Raw genomic sequence first — 21,465 nt, 5'->3', positions numbered from 1 at the left:
TGCCATGCGGCCATCTATCCGGGCAAACTGCCCGGTTTGGCGTTTGCGGTGTCTTGCATGGGATGGCTTGCTGGCCTAGATGTTTTGTAACAACCTATAAGAACATGCTTGGGAATGAACGATGGCTGGTGATAAGCAAAACCTTCAGGACGCCTTCCTGAACCATGTCCGCAAGGCGAAGGTTCCGGTCACGATCTTCCTCATCAACGGCGTCAAGTTGCAGGGCGTCATCACATGGTTCGACAATTTCTGCGTGCTGCTGCGCCGCGACGGGCAGTCGCAGCTGGTCTATAAACACGCGATCAGCACGATCATGCCGGGCCAGCCGATCAGCCTCTATGAAGGTGAGGACTGATTGGCCGAGCCGACCTCGACCGAGGAACTGGCGGCCCGTGCCTGGGTGATCCACCCCGATCTGGGCTCGAACCGCAATCAGCGGCGTGCGCCTGAACATGCGCTGGCCGAGGCGGTGGCGCTGGCCCATGCCCTGCCGGGGATCGAGATCGTGGGTACCGAAGTGGTGCGGCTGCGCAGCCCCGATGCCGGGCGGCTGTTCGGCAAGGGCAAGCTGGCCGAGATCGGCCAGCGGTTGCAGGATGCCGAGGTCGATCTGGTGCTGATCGACGGCCCGGTATCGCCCGTGCAGCAGCGTAATCTGGAAAAGGACTGGGACGTCAAGCTTCTGGACCGGACCGGGCTGATCCTCGAAATCTTTGCCGACCGCGCCCGCACGCGTGAAGGCGTGTTGCAGGTGGAACTGGCGGCGCTGTCCTATCAGCGCACGCGGCTGGTGCGGGCATGGACCCACCTTGAACGCCAGCGCGGCGGGCTGGGTTTCGTGGGCGGCCCCGGCGAGACCCAGATCGAGGCCGACCGCCGCGCCATCGACGACCAGATGGTCCGCCTGCGCCGTCAGCTGGGGCGCGTGGTCAAGACCCGCAGCCTGCATCGCGCCGCCCGTGCCAAGGTGCCCTATCCGATCGTGGCGCTGGTGGGCTATACCAATGCCGGGAAATCGACGCTGTTCAACCGCCTGACCGGGGCCGATGTGCTGGCCAAGGACATGCTGTTCGCGACGCTGGACCCGACCATGCGTGCCGTCCGCCTGCCCGATATGGGCGGTGGCGGGCAAGGGCGCCGGATCATCCTGTCCGATACGGTGGGGTTCATCTCTGACCTGCCGACGGAACTGGTCGCGGCCTTCCGCGCCACGCTGGAAGAGGTTCTCTCTGCCGATCTGATCCTGCATGTCCGCGACATCAGCCATCCCGAGACCGAAGAGCAGGCCGCCGACGTGGCCGAAATCCTTGAAGGTCTGGGCGTCGATGAGGATGTCGAACTGATCGAGGTCTGGAACAAGATCGACGCGCTGTCGCCCGAAACCCGCGCCGCCCTGCGCCGCACCGATGCCCGTTCCGAGGGCGTTCAGGCGCTGAGTGCGCTGAGCGGCGAGGGGCTGGACGATCTGGTCCTAGCCATCGACGCCCACCTGTCCCGTGCCCTTGACGAGCCGCGCGAGGCGGCCATGGTGGCGCTGGATTTCGCCGATGGCCGGCGGCGCGCCTGGCTGCACGAGGCCGGCGTGGTCGAGCGTGAGGAGACCGGCGAGAAGGGATTGATCCTGCATCTGCGCTGGACGGCGCGGCAGAAGGCGGGCTTCGAGGCGCTGGACAGCGAGTGAATTGCGTCCCGCGATTGCCGGGGAGACTTTGCGTCCCCCCGGACCCCCCTGCAGGATATTTGCACACCAGAGATGGGGCGGTTGGTCAGCCCTCGATACGGGTGAAATCGGCGATCTGGCGGCCTGCTTCGCGGATGCGTGAGAGCAGGTTCAGGCGATTGCGGCGCTGGATCTGGTTGTCGCTGTTGACCTGAACCGCCTCGAAAAAGGCGTCGATAGGGGTGCGCAGGGCGGCGATGGCGCTCATGGCGGCGGGGAAGTCCTCGTCCGCGATGGCCTGTCGGATCGCCGGGTCCGCAGTGTCGAGGGCGGCGAAAAGGGCGCGTTCCTCGTCGGTGTCGGCGAATTTCGCATCTGCACCGAAGCTGTATTCGACGCCGTCCTTTTCCTCGGCCTGCGACAGGATGTTTCCGGCGCGTTTGAGGCCCTGGGTGAGGTTTTTTCCATCCTCGGTTTGCAGCATGTCGTTGAGGGCGGTGGCGCGGTTTACCACGAGGACGAGGTCGTCATTGCCGGGTTGGGCAAGGACGGCGTCGATGATGTCGTGGCGGATGCCCTGGTCGCGGAGGTGGACCTTGAGGCGGTCGTGGAGGAAGGAGAGGACACCTCCGACAATATTATTCAATGAAGGATAGGTAGCTTCAAGTTGGGAGCCTTCTACGCTAGCCGTGTAGGTGCTGAAATTTGGAAACTCGACGTTTTCTGATCTGTTGTTAGTGAAAGCCTTAACCGGATCATCCCAATCGAGGTTTGTAAGAAGCCATTGGCTCCCGGACTCTTCGCTTAAATGCTTTCGAACCCCCTTACCCGAAAACCGTAAGCCATCAACCGATGCAGCGTGAACAAATTGCTCATTTTCCGTTGTCGAATAAGCGCATATAAATAGGGTTTTATCAGTGCGTGCCTGTTCCTGTGCGAGACATGCTAGATAAGCCTCGTACACTATCGGTATAAGAGGAATAGGTGTGTTCGAGGACTGCACCAACCGAATAACGCCCAACGCTGCCCGCCTTAACGCAAAGGGATCCTTCGATCCCGTGGGCTTTTCATCAATCGCCCAGAAGCCGGTCAGCGTGTCGAGCTTGTCGGCCAGCGCGACGGCCACGGAAACCGGTGCGGTGGGCACCTCGTCCGAGGGGCCGAGCGGGGAATAGTGGTCGCGGGCGGCGTCGGCCACGGGTTCGGGGTGGTTTGCCGCCAGCGCATAATAGCGGCCCATGATGCCTTGAAGTTCGGGAAATTCGCCGACCATCGCAGACCGCAGGTCCAGTTTGGCCAGACGCGCGGCCTGTTCGGCCTGATCGGCATCGGCGCCGACCAGTGGGGCGATTTCGCGGGCCAGTGCGGCGATGCGGGCGATCCGGTCGGCCTGCGAGCCGAGCTTGTTGTGGAAGGTCACGGATTTCAGGCCGTCGGCCCAGGTCTCCATTCCCGCCTTCGCCTCGCGCAGGTCGTTGTCCCAGAAGAAGGCGGCGTCCGACAGGCGGGCGGCCAGAACGCGCTGGTTGCCCGCAAGGATCGTTGCGCCGTCATCGGCGGTCTCGATATTGGCGACGGTGACGAAACCCTCGATCCGGCCGGTCTTTGGGTTGCGGGCCGAGAAGAATTTCTGGTGCTCTTTCATCGAGGTTTGCAGCACCTCGGGCGGCAGGTCGAGGAAACGCTCTTCGATCACACCCATCAGCGGCACCGGCCATTCGACCAGACCCGCGACCTCGGCCAGCAATCCATCGTCGGGGACGATTTCCCAGCCGCGCGCGAAGGCGAGGTTGTCGGCCTGCTGGTGGATGGCGGATTCGCGCTCGGCCGGGTCAAGCATGACGCGGGCGCGGCGCAGTTTTGCGGCGTAGTCGCTGAAACCCGTGACGGTGAAGGCATCGGGGGCCATGAAGCGATGGCCGCGCGTGCTGTCGCCTGCGGTGATGCCCTCGATGGTCAGCGGCACGATGGCCGCGCCGGATTCGTCGGACAAGAGGCAGATGATGGAATGCAGCGGGCGCACCCAGCGCAGAGAGCCCGCGCCCCAGCGCATGGATTTGGGCCAGGGGAAATTGCGGATCGTCGTTTCCAGCACCTCGGCCACGATCCCGGCGGCGGGGCGGCCGGGCTTTTCGATGGTGGCGAACCAGACCTGACCCTTCTTGTCGTCGCGTGCCTCAAGCTGGGCGCGGGTCAGGCCAGTGCTGCGCAGAAAGCCATCCAGCGCCTTTTCGGGGGCGTCGGTTCGTGGGCCCTTGCGTTCCTCGCGGGTGGTCGGGCTGTGGGCGGTCAGTCCCTCGATGGTCAGGGTCAGGCGGCGGGGGGTGCTGAACGCACCGGCCGAGGCATAGGTCAGCCCGGCCTCGACCAGACCATCGGTCACAAGGCGTTTCAGGTCGTCGCGGGCACGCGATTGCATCCGGGCGGGGATTTCCTCGCTGAAAAGTTCGATCAGCAAATCGGGCATCAGTCCATTACTCCGCGTTCCGGGTTCTTTTCGCTATATTGGTGCCAGCCGAAGATGCGGCCGTCGGGATAGATGGCAAAGACGCGATCCACGTCGGGGCGGATATCGGTCTGGCCCAGCACCGCCTGCGCCGCGCCGGATTCGAGGTCGGCGCCGATCTGGCGGGCGTCGAAGCAATCGAACCAGCGCGGCCCGATCAGTGGCGTCGCATCGGGATAGGGGGTCAGATCCGCCGGGATGTCCTGAACCGTCGCGCAGGCCCGCCACCGCAGCGGAGAACTGTCGGCGTCGATCCCCTGAAAGTCCGAGATGGTCAGCGCATCGCTGCCGGTCGCGGTCGTCACCGCCAGCGCGGCGGTGGGGCTGTCGGCGGGGATGCGGTCATAGAAGTAATATTCCTGCAGATACCACATGCCGCCACCGGCGATCAGCATGGCCGCGCCCAGCACGATACCGACGATCTTGCCGTTCACGCCGCTTGCCCCTTGCCGGTCTGGACCTGTGCCGCCTCGGTGGTCACGAACAGATCGGCGCAGGCCTTGGCCAATGCGCGGACCCGGCCGATATAGGCCTGGCGTTCGGTGACCGAGATCACGCCGCGCGCGTCCAGCAGGTTGAAGATATGGCTTGCCTTGATGCACTGGTCATAGGCGGGATGGGCCATCGGGATATGCCGCCCGGCGCTGTCGGTCGGATCGGCGGCAAGGATGCGGGCGCATTCGGCCTCGGCATCCCTGAAATGCTGGAACAGCATGTCGGTATCGGCCTGATCGAAATTCCAGCGCGAATATTCCTGCTCGGTCTGGCGGAACACGTCGCCATAGGTCAGCGGAATGGGCGCGTCGGGATCGTTGAAGGGCATGTCCATCACATGTTCCACGCCCAGCACATACATGGCGAGGCGTTCGAGCCCATAGGTCAGCTCGCCCGAGACGGGGCGGCAGTCATGCCCGCCGACCTGCTGGAAATAGGTGAACTGGCTGACTTCCATGCCGTCGCACCAGACCTCCCATCCCAGCCCCCATGCGCCAAGCGTCGGGCTTTCCCAGTCATCCTCGACAAAGCGCACGTCATGGATCAGCGGGTCCAGCCCGATGGCGCTCAGGCTGCCCAGATACAGTTCCTGAAGGTTCGGCGGCGACGGTTTGATGATTACCTGATACTGATAGTAATGCTGAAGCCGGTTCGGGTTTTCGCCATAGCGGCCATCCGTGGGGCGGCGCGAGGGCTGGACATAGGCCGCAGCCCAGGACCGCTGCCCAAGCGACCGCAGCGTGGTCGCGGGATGGAAGGTGCCCGCGCCGACCTCCATGTCATAGGGTTGCAGCACGGCGCAGCCCTGCGCGGCCCAATAGGTTTGCAGGCGCAGGATCACCTCCTGAAAGCTGCGGGGTCGGTTGGGGCTGGTCATCGGGCCATCCTTTTGCATAGATCAGGCAAAGCTCTCGCGCCTTCTAGGCGTGGTGCCGGACAGGGTCAATAAAGCCCGGCCGACGGGGCGGATAACGAGGACGAAAAAGGAGACCGGAATGCGGCGAGCGGTAAGGGCGGGTCTGGCGATGGCATTCGTGGCGGGATGGCCGCTGGCCGGTCATGCGCAGGATGCGGTGATCCGGATCGAGGCCAAGCGCGGCGCAGAGGCCGCCGCCGAGGCCGCCGCGAACTGGGGGCGGCAATTCGACGATGTGGTGACATTTCCGATGGCGCGCGGCTGGTTCGGCATCGCGCTGGGGCCGCTGGACCCCGCAGAGGCGAATGCCCGTCTGGCCGAGTTGAAGGCCGCGAATGCCATTCCTGCCGACAGTTTCGTGTCGGTCCCCGAAGGCGTGGAACTGACCCCGCTGGCGGCGGATGCGCAGTCTGACACGTCTGATGGCGCCGATACGGGCGGGTCGGGCAATGCGTCACTTGCGGCTGGTGCGGCGGCGGGCGAGGGCGGCGGCAGCCTGCTGTCCGGCGATGACATCGTGATCGATGGCCGGGCCGAGGATCAGCCGGGCTCGGTCGAGGAAACGGTAACGGGGCGGGGGCCGGGCGGCGCGGTGGCCGAACCGGAACCCGATCCGCAGCCATCCGCGCCCGGCACGCATATCCGTCTGCAAACCCTTGCCGGGCAAGCCGAGGCCGAATCCGCGCTGGCCGAATGGCGCCAGACCTTCCCCGAGGCGTCGCTGTGGCGGATCCCCGGCGGGCGCTTTGCCATTGCGCTTGGCCCGCTGGAGGACGCGACGGCCAATGCGTGGCTGGCGGCCTTCCGCGAGGCGGGACAGGTGCCGCGCGATGCCTTCACCTCGGACGCGGCAGAGATGGGCGAGGCGCTGGAGACCGGCCCCGATCTGGCCCTGCCCGCACCGGGCGAGACGCAAGAGATGCCGCCGCTGGAGGATATCCAGCGCGCCCTGCGTTGGGCAGGGCATTACGACGGTGCTATCGACGGCAAGACCGGCCCGCAGACCCGCGCCGCCATCGCCGCCGAGGTCGCCAATCTGCGGCTGTCGCCCGATGCGGGCACGGCGATGCGGCTGCTGATCGAACGCCGCGCCGAATGGCGGCAAGAGATGGGGCTGACCGAATTGCGCGACGATTACACCGGCCTGTCGGCGATCGCGCCGCTGGATGTGCTGGAATTCAACCGCAACGAACGCTCATTGGCGATCTATGGGCCGAAGAACGATTCGGGCGCGGCGCTGATCCTGTTCAGCCAGCCGGGCGGCCAGCAGGAATTGCTGGACATGACCGGGCTTGTGACCGCGCTTGGCTGGGTGCCGCAGCCCGAACGCAGCATTTCGCAAGGGCACGCGCTGCTGGAGGGGCAAAACGCCGACCATATCGGCCATGCCGAGGGCTGGGTGCGCGACGGCCGGGCCGAAGGCTTCGTGCTGATCTGGGCGGCCAGTGCTGCCGAGGATCAGGCCCGCGTCGCCGCCGAACTCAGCGACAGTCTGTCGCGCTTTGCCCCGGCGCAGAACGACGCGCAGGCGACGGCTCCGGCCAGCCCCGCTGACGATACGACGCAGCCCTAGCCGCGCCAGAACCGCGGCAGCAGGATCACAAGGACCGCGATCAGCTCCAACCGGCCCAGATACATCCCGGCGATCATCAGCCATTTGGCGGCGCCGGGCAGTTGGGCCACCGAACCGTTGCCAGTGATCTCGGGGCCCCAGACCGGGCCGATATTGGCGATCGAGGTCCAGGCGGCGGTCAGGGCCGTGCGCGGATGCAGCCCGGTCAGCGACAGCGCGACGATCAGCAGCCCGAAGGTCAGCATGAACAGGGTAAAGAAGGCGATCACCGAATCGATCACGTCCTTTTCCAGCACCCGCCCGGCAAAACGCAGCGGATAGACGCGATGCGGCAGTTGCATCCGCCGGATCTGCGCCCGCACCGCCTGCAACAGCACCAGCCAGCGGAACACCTTGACCGAACAACTGGTCGATCCGGTGCAGCCGCCGATCAGCCCGCACAGAAACAGCACCGCCAGCGGAAACTGCCCCCATGCGCTGACATCGGCCGAGGCGAAACCGGTGCCCGAAAAGATCGACACCGTGTTGAACACCGTTTCGCGCAGCATCCCGGTCAGGCTGTCAGGCGCTTCGTCCAGCAGCCGATAGAGAAACACCGCCGCACAGGCATAGACCATCCAGCGCAGATAGGCGCGGATCTGGCCGTCCTGCCAGATCGGCCCGAACTGGCCGCGCATCGCCTGCACCATGCGGATGAAGGGGATCGAGGCCAGCACCATGAAGCCCGCCGCCGCCCATTCCGGTGCCCCGCTGAAGGCAGCGAAGCTGGCGTCGCGGTTGGAGAACCCCCCGGTCGAGACGGTGGACAGCGCCTGCACCACCGCGTCGAACCCGTTCATGCCCAGCAGGATGAAGGTCAGCATGCAGGCCGCGGTCAGGATCAGGTAAAGCCGCGCGACCTCTCCGGCGATTTCGCTGGCGCGGGGCAGGATCTTTCCCATCGTGTCGAAACCTTCCGAGCGGAAGAACTGCATCCCGCCGACGCGCATCGCGGGCAAAAACACCATCGCCACGACGACGATCCCCAGCCCGCCCATCCAGTGCAGCATGACACGCCACAGATGCACGCCGCGCGGCAGCCCGTCCAGTTCCGGAAAGGCGGTCGCACCGGTGGTGCTGACGCCTGACATGGCCTCGAAATAGGCGTCGGTCAGGCTGGCATGGGGCTGACCCAGAACGAAGGGCAGGGCGCCAAAGACCGGCACCACCAGCCACAGCGCCGAGGTGAACAGGAACGCCTGCCGGATGGTCATCGACCGCTCGGCCCCGCCGGTGGCGACGGCCAGCAGCACCCCGGCGATGAAGGTCAGCATCCCGGTTTCGAAAAACACCTGCCAGTGCGGGCTGCCGTGCCACCAGTCCACCGCGACCGGCAACAGCATCGACGCGCCCAAAGCGGCGACGATCTTGCCAATCGGATGGGCCACCGGACGAATGTCGATCATGGCCATTGCTTGCCGCGCCGGATTGCCGCCGTCAAGCGGGCGCGGCGCGACGCCGGGGCGCATTGACCCGGGCGGCGAAAGCCCGGCATGGAAGGCGGCATGGAACCCGACCGCCCCCAGATCGCCGCGCGCCTGCGTGCGCTGGCCGCCCCGCAGCGGCGGCGGTTGCGGATCAGCGCCGGATGCGCCGCTTTCGCCGAGGCGCTGTGGCTGGTGCAGGCGGGCGCTTTGGCCTGGTCGCTGGCGGGGCTGGCGGATGGGCAGACCGGGGCGGGCGGCCTTGGCGCGGCGGCGCTGATCGTGGCGGCGGTGGGGCTGGCGCGGGCGCTGTTGTCGTTGCGGGCATCAAGGCTGGCGGAAACCGCCGCCGATCACGTCATTGCCGCCACGCGCGCGCCGTTGCTGGCGCGCAACCTGCGTCTTGCGCCGGGGGCGGGGGCGCCTGCCTCGGCTGCGGTGGCGGCGCTGCTGACCGACAAGCTGGCGATGCTGCGGCCGTGGTTGCTGCGCTGGCATATGGCCAAAGCGCGGGTGATGGTCGTGCCGCTGCTGATCCTGCTGGTCTCGGGCGTGATCTCTTGGGTGGCGGCGCTGGTCCTGATGATCAGCGGGCCGCTGATCCCGGTGTTCATGGCGCTGGTGGGTCTGGCGGCGCGGGATGCCTCGGCCCGGCAGATGGATGAGATCGCCAGCCTCAACACCCTGCTGATGGACCGGTTGCAGGCGCTGGTCGATATCCGCCTGCTGCGCGCGCGGCCCGCGATGCTGGCCGATTTCACCCGCCGCGCCGACGATCTGCGCGACCGCACCATGACGGTGCTGCGCATCGCCTTTCTGTCCAGCGCGGTGTTGGAGCTGTTTGCCGCGCTGGGTGTGGCGATCATGGCGGTTTTCGTCGGCTTCACCCTGCTGGGCGCGCTGAATTTCGGCACATGGGGTGGCCTGACGCTGGCCGAGGGCGTGTTTCTGCTGCTGCTGGCGCCCGCCTTCTTTCAGCCGCTGCGCGATCTGGCCGCCGCCTGGCATGACCGCATCTCGGCGCAGGCGGTGGCCCGCGACCTGATCGCGGACGAGGCGCTGGCGCTGCCCGCCATCCCCGGCGCGGGACGGCAGGCGCGGCCCCTGACCGGTGCGATCGCATTCGCGGGGGGACGTTTTCGCGGGCGTGACCTGCCGCCCTTCGACTTGGAGCCGGGCGAGGCCGTGGCGCTGACCGGGCCGTCAGGCAGCGGCAAGACCACGCTGATCGAGATGCTGGCCGGGCTGCTGCCCTCCGATGGCGCGCTGCGCGTGGGTGGCCACCCCATCGGTGACGCGAATGCCGATGGCTGGCGGGCCGGGCTGTCGCTGGTTTCGCAACGGGTGCATTTTCTGGACCTCAGCCTGCGGCAGAACCTGACGCTGGGGCGGGATTGCAGCGATGATGACATCCGCGCCGCGCTGGATCTGGCGCAGGCCGCGCCGCTGGTCGCGCGTCTGCCCGAGGGGCTGGAGACGCGACTGGGCGAAAACGGCGCCGGGGTCTCGGGTGGAGAGGCGCGGCGGCTGACCATCGCCCGTGTCGCGCTGCGCCATGCCCCGCTGGTGCTGGCCGATGAGCCGACCGCCGATCTGGATGACGCGACCGCCGGGGCGGTGATTGCCGCGCTGCTGGCGCTGCACGGGCAAGGCGCTACACTGATCGCCGCCAGCCATGACCCGCGCCTGATCGCTGCCCTGCCGCGCCGGATCGAGGTTGCACCATGAGCCCGCTTCGCCAGATATGGCGCGTGATTCGCGCCGCCCATCCGCGCGAGATGCGCCGAGGGCTGGCGCTTGGCGTCGCGGTGGCGCTGTCGGGGGTCGCGTTGCTGGGCCTGTCGGGCTGGTTCATCACCGCCGCCGGGATCGCCGGAGCGGCAGGACTTGGGGCGCATTTCGACGTGTTCCGCCCCTCGGCCGGGATCAGGTTTCTGGCCATCACCCGCACCGCCAGCCGCTATGGCGAGCGGCTGCTGACCCATGATGCGACGCTGAAGGCGCTGGCCGCGCTGCGGGTGCGGGTGCTGGACGGGCTGTCGCAGGCGGATTTCGCCCAGCAATCGCGGCTGCGGGGTGGCGAGGCGCTGAACCGGCTGACCGCCGATATCGACGCGCTGGACGGGCTGGCGATTCGGCTGGTCTTTCCGGCGCTGTCGGGGCTGATCGCCTGCGCGCTGTCATTCGCGGCGCTGTGGCTGTGGGTCGGTCCGGGCGTGGCCTTTTGGGTTGTGGGCCTGTCGCTGACCGGCGCGCTGGCGGTGCTGATCTGGTCGGGCCGCGCCGCGATGATCCCGGCTGCCGAGGCCGAGGCGCGGCATCAGGCGCTGCGTTCCGCCACCATCGACCGGTTGCGCGGGCGTCCGGTTCTGGCGGTTGCGGGCAGGCTGGAGGACGCAGGGGCCGAGTTGCTGGCGCTGGACGCCGATGCGCGCCGCGCCCAGATGGCGCAGGCAAGGATCGAGCATCGCGCGCAGGTGCTGTTGCAGGCGTTGTCGGCGCTGGTGCTGGCCGGGGCGCTGTGGCTGGCGGGCGATCTGGTGCTGCAAGGGCGGATCGGGGCGGCGCAGGCCGGGCTGGCGGTCTTTGTGGCGCTGGCGATGGGGGAACTGACCGGCGCGCTTCAGCGTGGCGCGGCGGAACTGGGACGGATGCGTGACGCGGCGCGCCGGGTGGTGCCGCTGTTGCAGATGTCCCACGAACGGCCCGCGCCGGCCACGGCAACCCGTCCGGGTTTGCGGTTGCAGGGGCTGACGGCCGCCGCATTGCCCGGCCTGCCGCCGGTGGTTCGCGACCTGACGCTGGAGGTTGCGCCGCGAGAGACCGTCGCCCTGACCGGGGCCAGCGGGCGCGGCAAAAGCGTGGTGCTGAACACCATCGCGGGACTGGTCGCGCCGGTCTCGGGGCAGGTGCAGGTGGGCGGAGAGGTCGGCTATCTTCCCCAGCGCCCGGCGCTGCTGGCGGGCAGTTTGCGCGATGCGCTGGCCTTGGCCGCGCCCGATGCCGATGATGTGATGATGGGCGCGGTGCTGCGCCATGTCGCGCTGGATCTGCCGCTGGATCTCCGGTTGGGCGAGGGTGGATCGGGCCTTTCGGGCGGACAGGCGCGGCGGCTGGCGCTGGCGCGTGTTCTGATCCGTCGCCCGGATATCCTGCTGCTGGACGAGCCGACCGAGGGTCTGGACGCCGCCACCGCCGAACGGGTGCTGGCCGGTATCCGCGACTGGCTGCCCGACGCCGCGATCCTGACCGCCGCCCATCGGCAGGCCGAAAGACGCATGGCCGACCGCATCGTCGCGCTGTAACGCCCGGCAGGTAAGAGGAGCAGGACTTGAACGGGACCGGGCGGCAGGTTACGTTGAATTCAACTTGAGATCGGAGGGCGTATACGATGGCGCCCAAGCGTCCTGCGGGTGTGGACGCGTTCCCGAAAAAGCCGGTAGAGCCATCCATCACCCGCCAAACCGAGGAGGCGCCGCTCTATGCGGCGCTGGATCTCGGCACCAATTCGTGCCGGATGCTGATTGCGCGACCGCGTGGCAGTCAGTTTCAGGTCATTGACAGCTTTTCCAAGCCTGTTCAGCTTGGTCATGGGCTGGAGGCTTCGGGACGCCTGTCCCGCAGTTCGATGGCGCGTACCGTTCACGCATTGCAGGTCTGCCGGCGCAAGCTGGAACAGCACCGCGTGCCGCATATGCGGCTGGTGGCGACCGAAGCCTGCCGCCGCGCCCGCAACAGCCGCGATTTCATGCGCACGATCCGGCGAGAGACCGGCCTGCCGATCGAGATCATCGGCGCCGAGGAAGAGGCGCGTCTGGCGGTGATCTCTTGCGCGCCGCTGGTCAATCACAAGACCGAGACATTGCTGGTGGTCGATATCGGCGGCGGCTCGACCGAGCTGGTGTGGATCGACCTTGAGGATGTCGAACCCAAAGAGCGCTCGCGGGCGATCATGCGGCTGTCGAACGGCTTCGGCAATCCACGGCCGGGCGATGCGCGGGTGGTGGACTGGATCAGCGTCCCGCTGGGCGTGGCGACGCTGCGCGACCAGTTCGCCGATGTCGAGGACGATCAGGGCCGTTTCGCGTTGATGAGCTGGTATTTCGAGGAATTGCTGGCGGATTTCGCCCCCTATGCCGACGGATCACCCGACGAGGGGTTCCAGATCATCGGTACCTCGGGGACGGTGACGACGGTCGCGGCCAGCCATCTGGGCCTGCGCCGCTATGACCGGACCAAGGTGGACGGCATGACCATGACGACCGAGCAGATCGACCGGGTGATCCATTCCTATCTGGCGCTGGGGCCGGACGGGCGGCGTGCCGATCCCCGCATCGGGCGCGAACGCCATGCGCTGATCATGTCGGGCGTGGCGATCCTGCAGACGCTGATGCGGGTCTGGCCGACCAGACGGCTGTCGGTTGCGGATCGCGGTCTGCGCGAAGGGCTGCTATATGCGCAGATGGTGCGCGACGGGGTGTTGACCCCGGACGGGATGAACGGAGTGGCATGACAGTGAAGGACCGGCGATGACGAAAGCACCGGGAAGCCGTGCGGGAAAGACCAGCGGGCGCGGCCAGCGCGATCTGCGGGTGCGGGTCAAGACCGCCAAGGGGCGCAAGCTGTCCAGCACGCTGTGGTTGGAACGGCAGTTGAACGACCCCTATGTGGCGCGGGCCCGGCGCGAGGGGTATCGCGGGCGTGCGGCCTTCAAGATCCTTGAACTGGATGACAAATACCGCTTTCTGGTGCCGGGTGCTCGGGTCGTCGATCTGGGCTGCGCGCCGGGCGGCTGGTGTCAGGTGGCCGTGGAACGCGTGAACGCCCTGGGCGAGAAATCCGGCAAGGCGGTGGGCAAGGTGCTGGGCGTTGATCTGCAACCGGTCGATCCGATTTCCGGCGCCGAGATCCACCAGCTGGATTTCCTGTCCGAAGGGGCCGACGAACAGGTCAAGCAATGGCTGGGCGGCCCGGCCGATGTGGTGATGTCGGACATGGCGGCGGCATCCTCGGGCCACAAGGGCACCGACCATTTGCGCATCGTGGCGCTGGTCGAGGCGGCTGCCGCGCTGGCCTTTGACGTGCTGGAGCCGGGCGGAACCTTTGTCGCCAAGGTGCTGGCAGGCGGGGCCGAAACCGATATGCAGGCGCTGCTGAAGCGCAACTTCACCAAGGTCGCGAATGTGAAACCCCCGGCCAGCCGCAGCGATTCGTCCGAGAAATTTGTCGTCGCCACCGGTTTTCGTGGCCGCCCGGAAAAGGGTGACGATCAACCGGGCTGATTGCGGAACGTCTCGGGGCGGCGGCCCGTTGCCGCGCAAAGGACGCGGGCGAAATGGGCGTGGCTGGCGAATCCGGTGTCGGCGGCGATCTGCGTCACGCTTAACCGGGTTTCGCGCAGCAGGGTGATCGCCTGCCGCAGGCGGATGTCGTTCAGGATGTCCACCGCGCGCTTGCCGCGATGATCCAGCGCCGCCCGGTCCAGTGCCGCTGTGCCGCAACCCAGCATCCGCGCCAGATCGGCCACCGTCACGGTCGGGCCGAAGGCGCCTTGCGCCAACCCCTCGAACCGTTCCACCAGCCCGGCACCGCTGCTGCGCGTCAGGTCGGGGGCCGAGTCGGGGTGCGAGGGTGGCATTTCGCCGATCACCCGCATCAGCAGGTCCAACTGCCGCGTCAGCGCCGCGCCCTGACGCGCCGCCTGCTCCAGATTGCGCAGAACGGTCAGCATTTGCGGCCCATGCCTGCCGGTCGAGGCCGCGATTTGGTAGCGCGGGGCCAGATCGCGCATCTGTTCGGGGCGGATCAGCAGCACATGGCCAGAGGCCGCCTGCAAGGGCGTGGCGGCGAAGGCGGTCCCCGCTGGAATCCAGCGCAGATCGCCCGCCTGCATGATCCCCGGCTGACGCGGCAGGTCCAGTCGCAGCCGCCCATCCGTCACCCAGATCAACGCATGTTCGGATCGTGTGCGCGGTTGCAAGGAGGCGCCGCCCCAGACGAATCCCTCCAGCGGCAGCAGCCGGATCGCGTCCCGCCCGGCGGCTTCGCGTGTGGAAACAGGAACCGGGTCAATGCCCGTCAGGGTTGTTGCAGGAATTTGCGCATGGCCGTCAAGGATCCCGCCCTCATTGATTCCCGCCCTGGCAAGGACACCGATTCCGCGCGGCGTCGCAGTCTGGCCGGAGACGTCGCGCAAGATACTGCGCGTGAAGGGGAAATTGTCTTGCCAATCATTACGCGAAAACACCGACATGAGCCTGACCCGACAGGAGAACCGACAAACCGACTTATAGCCTGCCAATCATTAAGCGAGGCTTAATGCAGTTAAAAATCCCGATTGATTCGCGTCAAGGTAGAGTAAACCAGTATCAGCTTACCGGCCATTGCAACCAGTCTTTCATCCGGCCCCGGAACCAGATGCGCTGGGATTTCGCATATTGGCGCGTGGCGATGATCGCGGCCTCGGTCGCAGCGGCCAGATCGGTTTCGCCACGCAGATGCGCGACCAGTTCCGGCGCTCCGATGGCGCGGGCCCATTGCTGGCGCGGGTCCCAATGCGGCAGCATCTGCCGCACCTCGTCCAGCGCGCCCATCCGCATCATCGCGTGAAAGCGCCGCGCGATCCGGTCGGCCAGCCAGTCGCGATCGGCGGTCAGCAGGATGCGCTGGCAATCGGCGGGGGCGATCAGCGGCGGCGGGGTCTCGGCCTGCCATTCGGCCAGCCCGCGTCCGGTGGCGCGCAGAACCTCCCATGCGCGCTGCACGCGGGCGGGATTGCGCAGGTCGATGCGTTCGCGGGTCAGGGGGTCCAGATCCGAGACCATCCGCGCAAGGCCGTCCTGATCCGCCAGCAGCCCGTCGCCCTCGGCCCGGATTTCAGGCGGCACGGGCGGCACCCAGGCCAGCCCCTGCGTCAGCGAGGTCAGGTAAAGCCCCGTTCCCCCGACCACGATCAGCCGTTGCCCTGTCAGCGCCGCCACATCCCGCAACCAGTCGCCCACGGAATAGCCGCGCCCCGGCGCGACATGGCCATAAAGCGCATGGGGCAGGGCGTTTTCCTCGGCAACCGATGGCCGCGCGGTCAGCACCCGCCAGCAAGACCAGACCTGCAACGCATCGGCATTCACGATCAGCCCGCCCTGCGATTGTGCGACCGCCGCCGCCAGCGCCGATTTGCCGCTGGCGGTGGGGCCTGCGATCAGTAAATGGCGGGATGCGTCGATCAGGGACAGGACGGGGCCGCTCATGGTTTTCCATACAGTTGAACCTGCGCGCCTTTTGCGACATTTTGCGCGACAATGAAAGCGACGGTGCCGTTCAGGAAGGAACCCACATGACCGACGACATGGGCACAGCGCCCACCCAATATGGCCGGGTAATGCTGAAGATTTCTGGCGAGGCGCTGATGGGCGATCAGGGTTACGGCCTGAATCCGCCCACGGTCGAGCGGATCGCGCGCGAGGTCGAATCGGTGGCCGCGATGGGGGTCGAGGTCTGCATGGTCATCGGCGGCGGCAACATCTTCCGCGGATTGCAGGGCAGCGCGCAGGGGATGGAGCGGACGACCGCCGATTACATGGGCATGCTGGCCACGGTGATGAACGCGCTGGCGATGCAATCGTCGCTGGAGGCACGGGGTCTTTACTGCCGGGTCATCAGCGCCATCCGCATGGACGAGGTCTGCGAACCCTATATCCGCCGCCGAGCCATCCGGCATCTGGAAAAGAAGCGGATCGTGATCTTTGCCGCGGGCACCGGCAATCCCTATTTCACCACCGACACCGCCGCGACCCTGCGCGCCAACGAGATGAACTGCGAGGCGATCTTCAAGGGCACCAAGGTCGATGGCGTCTATGACAAGGACCCGAAAAAGCACGCCGATGCAAAACGTTACGAGAATGTCAGCTATGACGAGGTGTTGCAGAAACATCTGGGGGTGATGGACGCCTCGGCCATCGCGCTGGCCCGTGACAACCGGCTGCCGATCATCGTCTTCTCGCTGGACGAGCCGGGCGGTTTCCGCTCGATCCTGGCGGGAGAGGGCACCTATACCCGCGTTCACTGCTGATTTTCCACGGATTTTATCACAGTCAGGGAAGATGCAAAGCCTCGCCCATTTTACGGGCAAAGGCTTTGCCAATTTGCGGCGATCCGGTTACAAGCGTTCGAAAATCAGTTCAGAGGCGGCTTCACATGGCAGAGGACATCGACATCGACATTGACGATCTGGAACGGCGCATGAAAGGGGCGATGGAAAGCCTGCGCCATGAATTCGGCAGTCTGCGCACCGGCCGCGCCTCGGCCAGCATGGTCGAGCCGGTTCAGGTCGATGCCTATGGCCAGATGACGCCGATCAACCAGCTGGGCACCGTCAACGTCCCCGAGCCGCGCATGGTCACCATCAACGTCTGGGACAAGGCGATGGTGGGCAAGGTCGAAAAGGCGATCCGCGAAAGCGGTCTGGGCATCAACCCGCAGCTGAACGGCACCATCATCATGCTGCCGATCCCCGAACTGAACGAGGAACGCCGCCGCGAACTGACCAAGGTCGCCGCGCAATATGCCGAAAGCGCCCGCGTCGCCATCCGCAACGTGCGCCGCGACGGCATGGACCAGATCAAGAAGGGCAAGGCCAATGGCATGCCCGAGGACGACCAGAAATTCTGGGAAACCGCCGTGCAGGAACTGACCGACAAGATGATTGGCGGCGTCGATCAGGCGCTGGAGGCCAAGCAGGCCGAGATCATGCAGGTCTGAGGGAACATATGCCAGCCGATAGCGCGCCACGCCTGCGGACCGGCGGGACCGATGAACGGCCCCGCCACGTTGCGATCATCATGGATGGAAACGGGCGTTGGGCGACCGAACGCGGCTGGCCAAGGTTGGTCGGGCATCGTCGCGGGGCCGAACGAGTCAAGCAGATCGTCCGGGCCTGCCCCGATCTGGGGGTGAACTGGCTGACGGTCTATGCCTTCTCGACCGAGAACTGGAAACGCTCGACCGAAGAGGTGCTGGGTCTGATGAAGATCTTCCGCCGCTATATCGAGCGCGAGGCCGAGGGGCTGTCGGGCGAGGGCGTGCGGCTTCGCTTTATCGGCGGGAGAGAGCGTCTGGACCCGAAACTGCAACAGTTGATGGCCTCGATCGAGGCTCGCACGGCGGGCAATACCCGGCTGAACCTGACCGTGGCGATCAATTACGGCGGCCGGGACGAGTTGACGCGCGCCGCTGCCCGTCTGGCGCAGAAAGTCGCGCGGGGCGAAATCAGCGATCCCGGACAAAGCGATCTGGAGGCCTGTCTGGACACGGCAGGCCAACCCGATCCCGATCTGGTGATCCGCACCTCGGGCGAGACCCGGACCTCGAATTTCCTGCCCTGGCAGGCGGCCTATGCCGAATATGAATTCACGCCGACCCTGTGGCCGGATTTCACGCCCGAGCATCTGGCCGGGATTCTGGACCGCTTTGGTCTGCGCGAGCGTCGTTTCGGCGGATTATGACGGGGCCGGGTGCCACAGGTAAACGGCTGACGCCACCGGGGAAATGGGGCGACCTGTCGCGACGCATCGCCTCGACGCTGGTGCTGCTGGGGATCGGGGTGCTGCTGGCGCTTGCGTCCGGCATCTGGTTGCGGCTGGGCATGGCGGTGATTTCCGCCGTGATCTTCTGGGAGCTGGCCACCATGACCGGCTGGCGCCATCCCGAACTGCATCTGACCGCCTTTGGCCGCCATCGCCCGCTGGCGCTGGCGATCATCGCCGGGCTGGCGCAGGCCGCCGCGCTGAACATGTTCCACCCCGCCGCGCCGCTGGCGCTGCTGCTGCCGATCCTTGCCGGAATACCGGGGGCGACGGCGCGTGATCGCTGGACCTATGCCGGTTTTGGCGCGGCGATCATGCTGGTGGCCTATGGGCTGGTCGGCTTCCGAGAGGAATATGGCCTGCATTTCGTGCTGTGGCTGATGGGCATTGTCATCATTTCCGACACGGCGGGTTACTTTGTCGGGCGGGTCGTGGGCGGGCCGAAATTCTGGCCGAAGCTGAGCCCCAAGAAAACCTGGTCGGGCACGATCGCCGGTTGGGTCGGCGCGCTGCTGCTGGGGTTGGCGCTGTGGTGGTTCGAGATGGGCGATGCCTCGCTGATCTGGATCTCTCCGCTGGTTGCGCTTGCCGGGCAGATGGGCGATATCGCCGAAAGCTGGCTGAAACGCCGGGCGGGGGTCAAGGACAGCTCGAACCTGATTCCGGGGCATGGCGGTTTCATGGATCGCTTCGACGCGGTGACGGGCGCGGTGCTGGCCGCCATGCTGATCGGGCTGGTGACCAGCCTGCCTGCGGTGAATTGAACGGAATGAGACGGATTTCGATATTCGGGGCCACCGGCTCGGTCGGGGCCAATGGCGTCGATCTGCTGATGCAGGCGGGCGGGGCCGATGCCTTTGACGTGGTGGCGCTGACCGGCGGGCGCAATATCGCGCGGCTGGCGAAGATGGCGCGCGATCTGCGCGCCGATGTCGCCGTGACCGCGCATGAGGAACTGCTGGACGACCTGCGCGCCGCGCTGGCGGGCAGCGGGATCGAGGCGGCGGCGGGGCGGCAGGCGCTGCTGGAGGCCGCCGCGCGTCCGGCGGATTGGGTTCTGTCGGCGATCATCGGCGCGGCGGGGCTGCTGCCGGGTCTGACGGCGTTGCGGCACGGGGCGACTCTGGCGCTGGCCAACAAGGAATCGCTGGTCTGCGCGGGTGGGTTGATGCGCCGGGTGGCCGAAGATCACCGGGCCACCATCCTGCCAGTTGATTCGGAACATTCCGCGATCTTTCAATGTCTTGGAAATGAAACCCTCGAAAGTGTCCAGCATGTGACCATCACGGCCTCGGGCGGGGCATTCCGTGATTGGCCGCTGGAGCGTCTGGCGACGGCGACGGTGACCGAGGCTTCGACCCATCCCAACTGGGCGATGGGGCAGCGGATCACCATCGACTCGGCCTCGATGTTCAACAAGGCGATGGAGATCATTGAGACGCATGAGTTTTTCGGGCTTGAGCCCAAGCGGATCAGGGTGCTGGTCCATCCCGAATCCATCATTCACGCGCTGGTGTCCCATGTCGATGGCGGCACGATTGCGCATATGGGCGCGCCCGACATGCGCCATGCCATCGGCTATGCGTTGAACTGGCCGCATCGTCGGCCCTTGCCGGTGGCGCCGCTGGATCTGGCGGCGATCGGTGGCCTGACATTCCGCACCCCTGATGAAACCCGCTGGCCCGCGCTGCGCCTTGCGCGAGAGGTGATGGCGGCGGGTGGTGCGGCGGGGGCGGTGTTCAACGCCGCCAAGGAACAGGCGCTGGATGATTTCATCGCCGGACGGATCGGATTCACCCGGATGGCGCCGCAGGTCGAGGCCACGCTGGAGGCCCTGTCGGCCCGGCCCGGTTTCGGACATGATCCGGCGGATCTGGAAACGGTTCTGGAATGGGACCGCGCCGCAAGACAGGAGGCCGCTGCATGAGCGAACTGATCCCCCAATTCGGCGGCACGCTGTGGACGCTGGCGGCTTTTGTCGTGGCCCTGGCGGTCATCGTCTCGGTCCACGAATACGGCCATTACATCGTCGGGCGCTGGTCCGGCATCCGGGCCGAGGTGTTTTCGGTGGGCTTCGGTCCGCGCCTGTTCTCGCGGCGTGATCGGCGGGGAACGCTGTGGCAGGTGGCGGCGGTGCCTCTGGGCGGTTATGTCCGCTTTATGGGCGATGCCAATGCGGCCAGCGCCGGGCCGGGCCGTCCGGTCGATCCCGCGATCCGGCGCCAGACCCTGACCGGCGCGCCGCTTTGGGCGCGGTTCTCGACGCTGCTGGCCGGGCCGGTCTTCAACTTCATCCTGTCGATCCTGATCTTTGCCGGTTTCGCGGTCTTTCAGGGCCTGCCCTCGGACCGGGTCGAGGTCGGGCGCATCATGGCCAGCCCGCCCGGCGTGGTGAATGAATTGCAGCCGGGCGACCGGATTCTGGCGGTGGACGGCCACCAGATCAAGAACTGGGGCGATCTGGGCCGCGCGATCGAGGATCTGCCGCCGACCGCCCAGCACGAATGGCGGGTGGAACGCGGCGGGGTCTCGGTCACCGTGGCCGGGCCGGACCCGATGCCCGCGCGGATCAGCGGCGTCGCACCACGCAGCGCGGCGGCGGATTCCGGTCTGCGCGCGGGCGATGTGATCACATCTGTCGATGGCGATCCGATCACCCGCTTTACGGAGGTCCGCGCCCATGTCGAGGCCGCCGAAGGCCAGCCCCTGCTGCTGACCGTCTGGCGCGAGGGGCAGGGCGAGGCCAGCTATACTCTGGCTCCCAAGCGGCAGGACCTGCCTGCGGCGGGCGGCGGGTTCGAGCAACGCTGGCTGATCGGGATCAGCGGCGGCGAGGGCTTTTTCACCCCCGCCACCCGCAGCGCCGGACCCTTCGAGGCGCTGTGGCTGGGGATCACCCAGACATGGGCCATCATCGGTTCATCCCTGACGGGGATGTGGGCGATGATCTCGGGGCAGATCGGCGCCTGCAACCTGGGCGGCGCGATCTCGATCGCCGAAAGCACCGGGCAGGCGGCCAGCGCGGGGGGGGCGAATTTCCTGTGGTGGATCGCGGTTCTGTCCGCCGCCATCGGCTTTCTGAACCTGCTGCCGATCCCGGTTCTGGATGGCGGGCACCTGATGTTCTATACTTGGGAGGCCGTGACCGGCCGTCCGCCCTCGGATCGGGCGCTGAACCTGCTGACCGCGATCGGTATGGCGGCTGTATTGACCTTGATGATTTTCGGCCTCACGAACGATCTTTTCTGCCCGTGAGGGCGGTTGCGTTTTG

At 66.7% G+C, this 21,465-nt stretch carries 19 protein-coding genes; 13 read left to right on the top strand and 6 right to left on the bottom strand.

Going from position 1 to position 21,465, the window contains the following annotated elements:
- The first annotated feature begins 121 nt into the window (after positions 1-121).
- Positions 122-355, top strand: a complete 234-nt coding sequence (gene hfq / locus JHW40_RS16250) for an RNA chaperone Hfq (RefSeq protein ID WP_020949330.1) — start codon at positions 122-124, stop codon at positions 353-355.
- On the top strand, positions 356-1,681 hold the full coding sequence (gene hflX / locus JHW40_RS16245; protein ID WP_090612230.1) for a GTPase HflX: 1,326 nt from the start codon (positions 356-358) through the stop codon (positions 1,679-1,681). It abuts the gene before it with no gap.
- A gap of 85 nt (positions 1,682-1,766) precedes the next feature.
- Here hflX and glyS read toward each other — a convergent pair whose 3' ends face one another.
- Genes glyS through JHW40_RS16230 form a run of 3 tightly spaced genes read right to left on the bottom strand, consistent with a single transcriptional unit; the run spans position 1,767 to position 5,538 of the window.
- Positions 1,767-4,127: a glycine--tRNA ligase subunit beta gene (gene glyS, locus JHW40_RS16240; protein ID WP_090612227.1), complete on the bottom strand. Its 2,361-nt coding sequence runs from the start codon at positions 4,125-4,127 to the stop codon at positions 1,767-1,769.
- Positions 4,127-4,600, bottom strand: a complete 474-nt coding sequence (locus JHW40_RS16235; RefSeq protein WP_244519189.1) for a DUF6446 family protein — start codon at positions 4,598-4,600, stop codon at positions 4,127-4,129. Before JHW40_RS16235 ends, glyS begins: the two co-directional genes overlap by 1 nt.
- Complete coding sequence (locus JHW40_RS16230; RefSeq protein WP_090612225.1) at positions 4,597-5,538, bottom strand: glycine--tRNA ligase subunit alpha; 942 nt, start codon at positions 5,536-5,538, stop codon at positions 4,597-4,599. The genes JHW40_RS16235 and JHW40_RS16230 overlap by 4 nt, the downstream gene beginning before the upstream one ends.
- Positions 5,539-5,656: 118 nt before the next feature.
- On the opposite strand from JHW40_RS16230, the gene JHW40_RS16225 reads away from it, so the two are divergent.
- Complete coding sequence (locus JHW40_RS16225; protein WP_244519188.1) at positions 5,657-7,150, top strand: peptidoglycan-binding protein; 1,494 nt, start codon at positions 5,657-5,659, stop codon at positions 7,148-7,150.
- On the opposite strand, the gene JHW40_RS16220 is transcribed toward JHW40_RS16225, so the two are convergent.
- Positions 7,147-8,595 (bottom strand): TrkH family potassium uptake protein, encoded by a 1,449-nt coding sequence (locus JHW40_RS16220; protein ID WP_090612304.1) that lies wholly within the window; start codon positions 8,593-8,595, stop codon positions 7,147-7,149. The two genes, JHW40_RS16225 and JHW40_RS16220, sit on opposite strands and share 4 nt — an antisense overlap.
- Positions 8,596-8,694: 99 nt before the next feature.
- Here JHW40_RS16220 and JHW40_RS16215 point away from each other — a divergent pair, with 99 nt between their 5' ends.
- The 4 genes from JHW40_RS16215 (at position 8,695) to JHW40_RS16200 (ending at position 13,895) form a co-directional block, all read left to right on the top strand.
- On the top strand, positions 8,695-10,341 hold the full coding sequence (locus tag JHW40_RS16215; protein ID WP_090612302.1) for an ABC transporter ATP-binding protein/permease: 1,647 nt from the start codon (positions 8,695-8,697) through the stop codon (positions 10,339-10,341).
- Positions 10,338-11,918 (top strand): amino acid ABC transporter ATP-binding/permease protein, encoded by a 1,581-nt coding sequence (locus tag JHW40_RS16210; protein WP_090612223.1) that lies wholly within the window; start codon positions 10,338-10,340, stop codon positions 11,916-11,918. The genes JHW40_RS16215 and JHW40_RS16210 overlap by 4 nt, the downstream gene beginning before the upstream one ends.
- 86 nt (positions 11,919-12,004) lie before the next feature.
- Positions 12,005-13,126 carry a Ppx/GppA phosphatase family protein gene (locus JHW40_RS16205; RefSeq protein WP_090612221.1) on the top strand — a complete coding sequence of 374 codons (1,122 nt, stop codon included), beginning with the start codon at positions 12,005-12,007 and terminating at the stop codon, positions 13,124-13,126.
- 16 nt (positions 13,127-13,142) lie between these two features.
- Positions 13,143-13,895, top strand: coding sequence for an RlmE family RNA methyltransferase (locus JHW40_RS16200; RefSeq protein ID WP_090612218.1), 753 nt, complete (start codon positions 13,143-13,145; stop codon positions 13,893-13,895).
- On the opposite strand, the gene JHW40_RS16195 is transcribed toward JHW40_RS16200, so the two are convergent.
- A complete protein-coding gene (locus JHW40_RS16195; RefSeq protein ID WP_139208154.1) occupies positions 13,883-14,809 on the bottom strand; it encodes a helix-turn-helix transcriptional regulator in 927 nt (308 codons plus the stop codon). The two genes, JHW40_RS16200 and JHW40_RS16195, sit on opposite strands and share 13 nt — an antisense overlap.
- A 172-nt stretch (positions 14,810-14,981) precedes the next feature.
- A complete protein-coding gene (gene miaA / locus JHW40_RS16190) occupies positions 14,982-15,860 on the bottom strand; it encodes a tRNA (adenosine(37)-N6)-dimethylallyltransferase MiaA (protein ID WP_090612213.1) in 879 nt (292 codons plus the stop codon).
- A gap of 86 nt (positions 15,861-15,946) precedes the next feature.
- Here miaA and pyrH point away from each other — a divergent pair, with 86 nt between their 5' ends.
- From pyrH to rseP, 6 genes are all read left to right on the top strand, one after another.
- Positions 15,947-16,681, top strand: a complete 735-nt coding sequence (gene pyrH, locus JHW40_RS16185; RefSeq protein WP_090612299.1) for a UMP kinase — start codon at positions 15,947-15,949, stop codon at positions 16,679-16,681.
- Positions 16,682-16,806: 125 nt separating this feature from the next.
- On the top strand, positions 16,807-17,370 hold the full coding sequence (gene frr / locus JHW40_RS16180) for a ribosome recycling factor (RefSeq protein WP_090612211.1): 564 nt from the start codon (positions 16,807-16,809) through the stop codon (positions 17,368-17,370).
- An 8-nt stretch (positions 17,371-17,378) separates the two neighbouring features.
- Positions 17,379-18,113 carry a polyprenyl diphosphate synthase gene (gene uppS, locus JHW40_RS16175; protein ID WP_090612209.1) on the top strand — a complete coding sequence of 245 codons (735 nt, stop codon included), beginning with the start codon at positions 17,379-17,381 and terminating at the stop codon, positions 18,111-18,113.
- Positions 18,110-18,958, top strand: a complete 849-nt coding sequence (locus tag JHW40_RS16170) for a phosphatidate cytidylyltransferase (RefSeq protein WP_090612207.1) — start codon at positions 18,110-18,112, stop codon at positions 18,956-18,958. Before uppS ends, JHW40_RS16170 begins: the two co-directional genes overlap by 4 nt.
- 5 nt (positions 18,959-18,963) lie before the next feature.
- On the top strand, positions 18,964-20,121 hold the full coding sequence (gene dxr / locus JHW40_RS16165) for a 1-deoxy-D-xylulose-5-phosphate reductoisomerase (RefSeq protein ID WP_090612204.1): 1,158 nt from the start codon (positions 18,964-18,966) through the stop codon (positions 20,119-20,121).
- Positions 20,118-21,449 carry an RIP metalloprotease RseP gene (rseP, locus tag JHW40_RS16160; protein WP_090612203.1) on the top strand — a complete coding sequence of 444 codons (1,332 nt, stop codon included), beginning with the start codon at positions 20,118-20,120 and terminating at the stop codon, positions 21,447-21,449. Before dxr ends, rseP begins: the two co-directional genes overlap by 4 nt.
- Positions 21,450-21,465 lie beyond the last annotated feature (16 nt).

The organism is Paracoccus alcaliphilus (genome assembly GCF_028553725.1).
GTDB lineage: Bacteria > Pseudomonadota > Alphaproteobacteria > Rhodobacterales > Rhodobacteraceae > Paracoccus > Paracoccus alcaliphilus.
Note: the sequence above shows the minus strand (reverse complement) of the source record. Positions and strands in the feature narration are given on the sequence as shown.

Coding starts and splice junctions, on each gene's coding strand:
- pyrH (WP_090612299.1), top strand. CDS start 15,947: ATGACCGACGACATGGGCACAGCGCCCACCCAATATGGCCGGGTAATG.
- JHW40_RS16225 (WP_244519188.1), top strand. CDS start 5,657: ATGCGGCGAGCGGTAAGGGCGGGTCTGGCGATGGCATTCGTGGCGGGA.
- dxr (WP_090612204.1), top strand. CDS start 18,964: ATGAGACGGATTTCGATATTCGGGGCCACCGGCTCGGTCGGGGCCAAT.
- uppS (WP_090612209.1), top strand. CDS start 17,379: ATGCCAGCCGATAGCGCGCCACGCCTGCGGACCGGCGGGACCGATGAA.
- miaA (WP_090612213.1), bottom strand. CDS start 15,860: ATGAGCGGCCCCGTCCTGTCCCTGATCGACGCATCCCGCCATTTACTG.
- hfq (WP_020949330.1), top strand. CDS start 122: ATGGCTGGTGATAAGCAAAACCTTCAGGACGCCTTCCTGAACCATGTC.
- frr (WP_090612211.1), top strand. CDS start 16,807: ATGGCAGAGGACATCGACATCGACATTGACGATCTGGAACGGCGCATG.
- JHW40_RS16220 (WP_090612304.1), bottom strand. CDS start 8,595: ATGATCGACATTCGTCCGGTGGCCCATCCGATTGGCAAGATCGTCGCC.
- JHW40_RS16230 (WP_090612225.1), bottom strand. CDS start 5,538: ATGACCAGCCCCAACCGACCCCGCAGCTTTCAGGAGGTGATCCTGCGC.
- JHW40_RS16170 (WP_090612207.1), top strand. CDS start 18,110: ATGACGGGGCCGGGTGCCACAGGTAAACGGCTGACGCCACCGGGGAAA.
- JHW40_RS16215 (WP_090612302.1), top strand. CDS start 8,695: ATGGAACCCGACCGCCCCCAGATCGCCGCGCGCCTGCGTGCGCTGGCC.
- rseP (WP_090612203.1), top strand. CDS start 20,118: ATGAGCGAACTGATCCCCCAATTCGGCGGCACGCTGTGGACGCTGGCG.
- glyS (WP_090612227.1), bottom strand. CDS start 4,127: ATGCCCGATTTGCTGATCGAACTTTTCAGCGAGGAAATCCCCGCCCGG.
- JHW40_RS16200 (WP_090612218.1), top strand. CDS start 13,143: ATGACGAAAGCACCGGGAAGCCGTGCGGGAAAGACCAGCGGGCGCGGC.
- JHW40_RS16210 (WP_090612223.1), top strand. CDS start 10,338: ATGAGCCCGCTTCGCCAGATATGGCGCGTGATTCGCGCCGCCCATCCG.
- JHW40_RS16205 (WP_090612221.1), top strand. CDS start 12,005: ATGGCGCCCAAGCGTCCTGCGGGTGTGGACGCGTTCCCGAAAAAGCCG.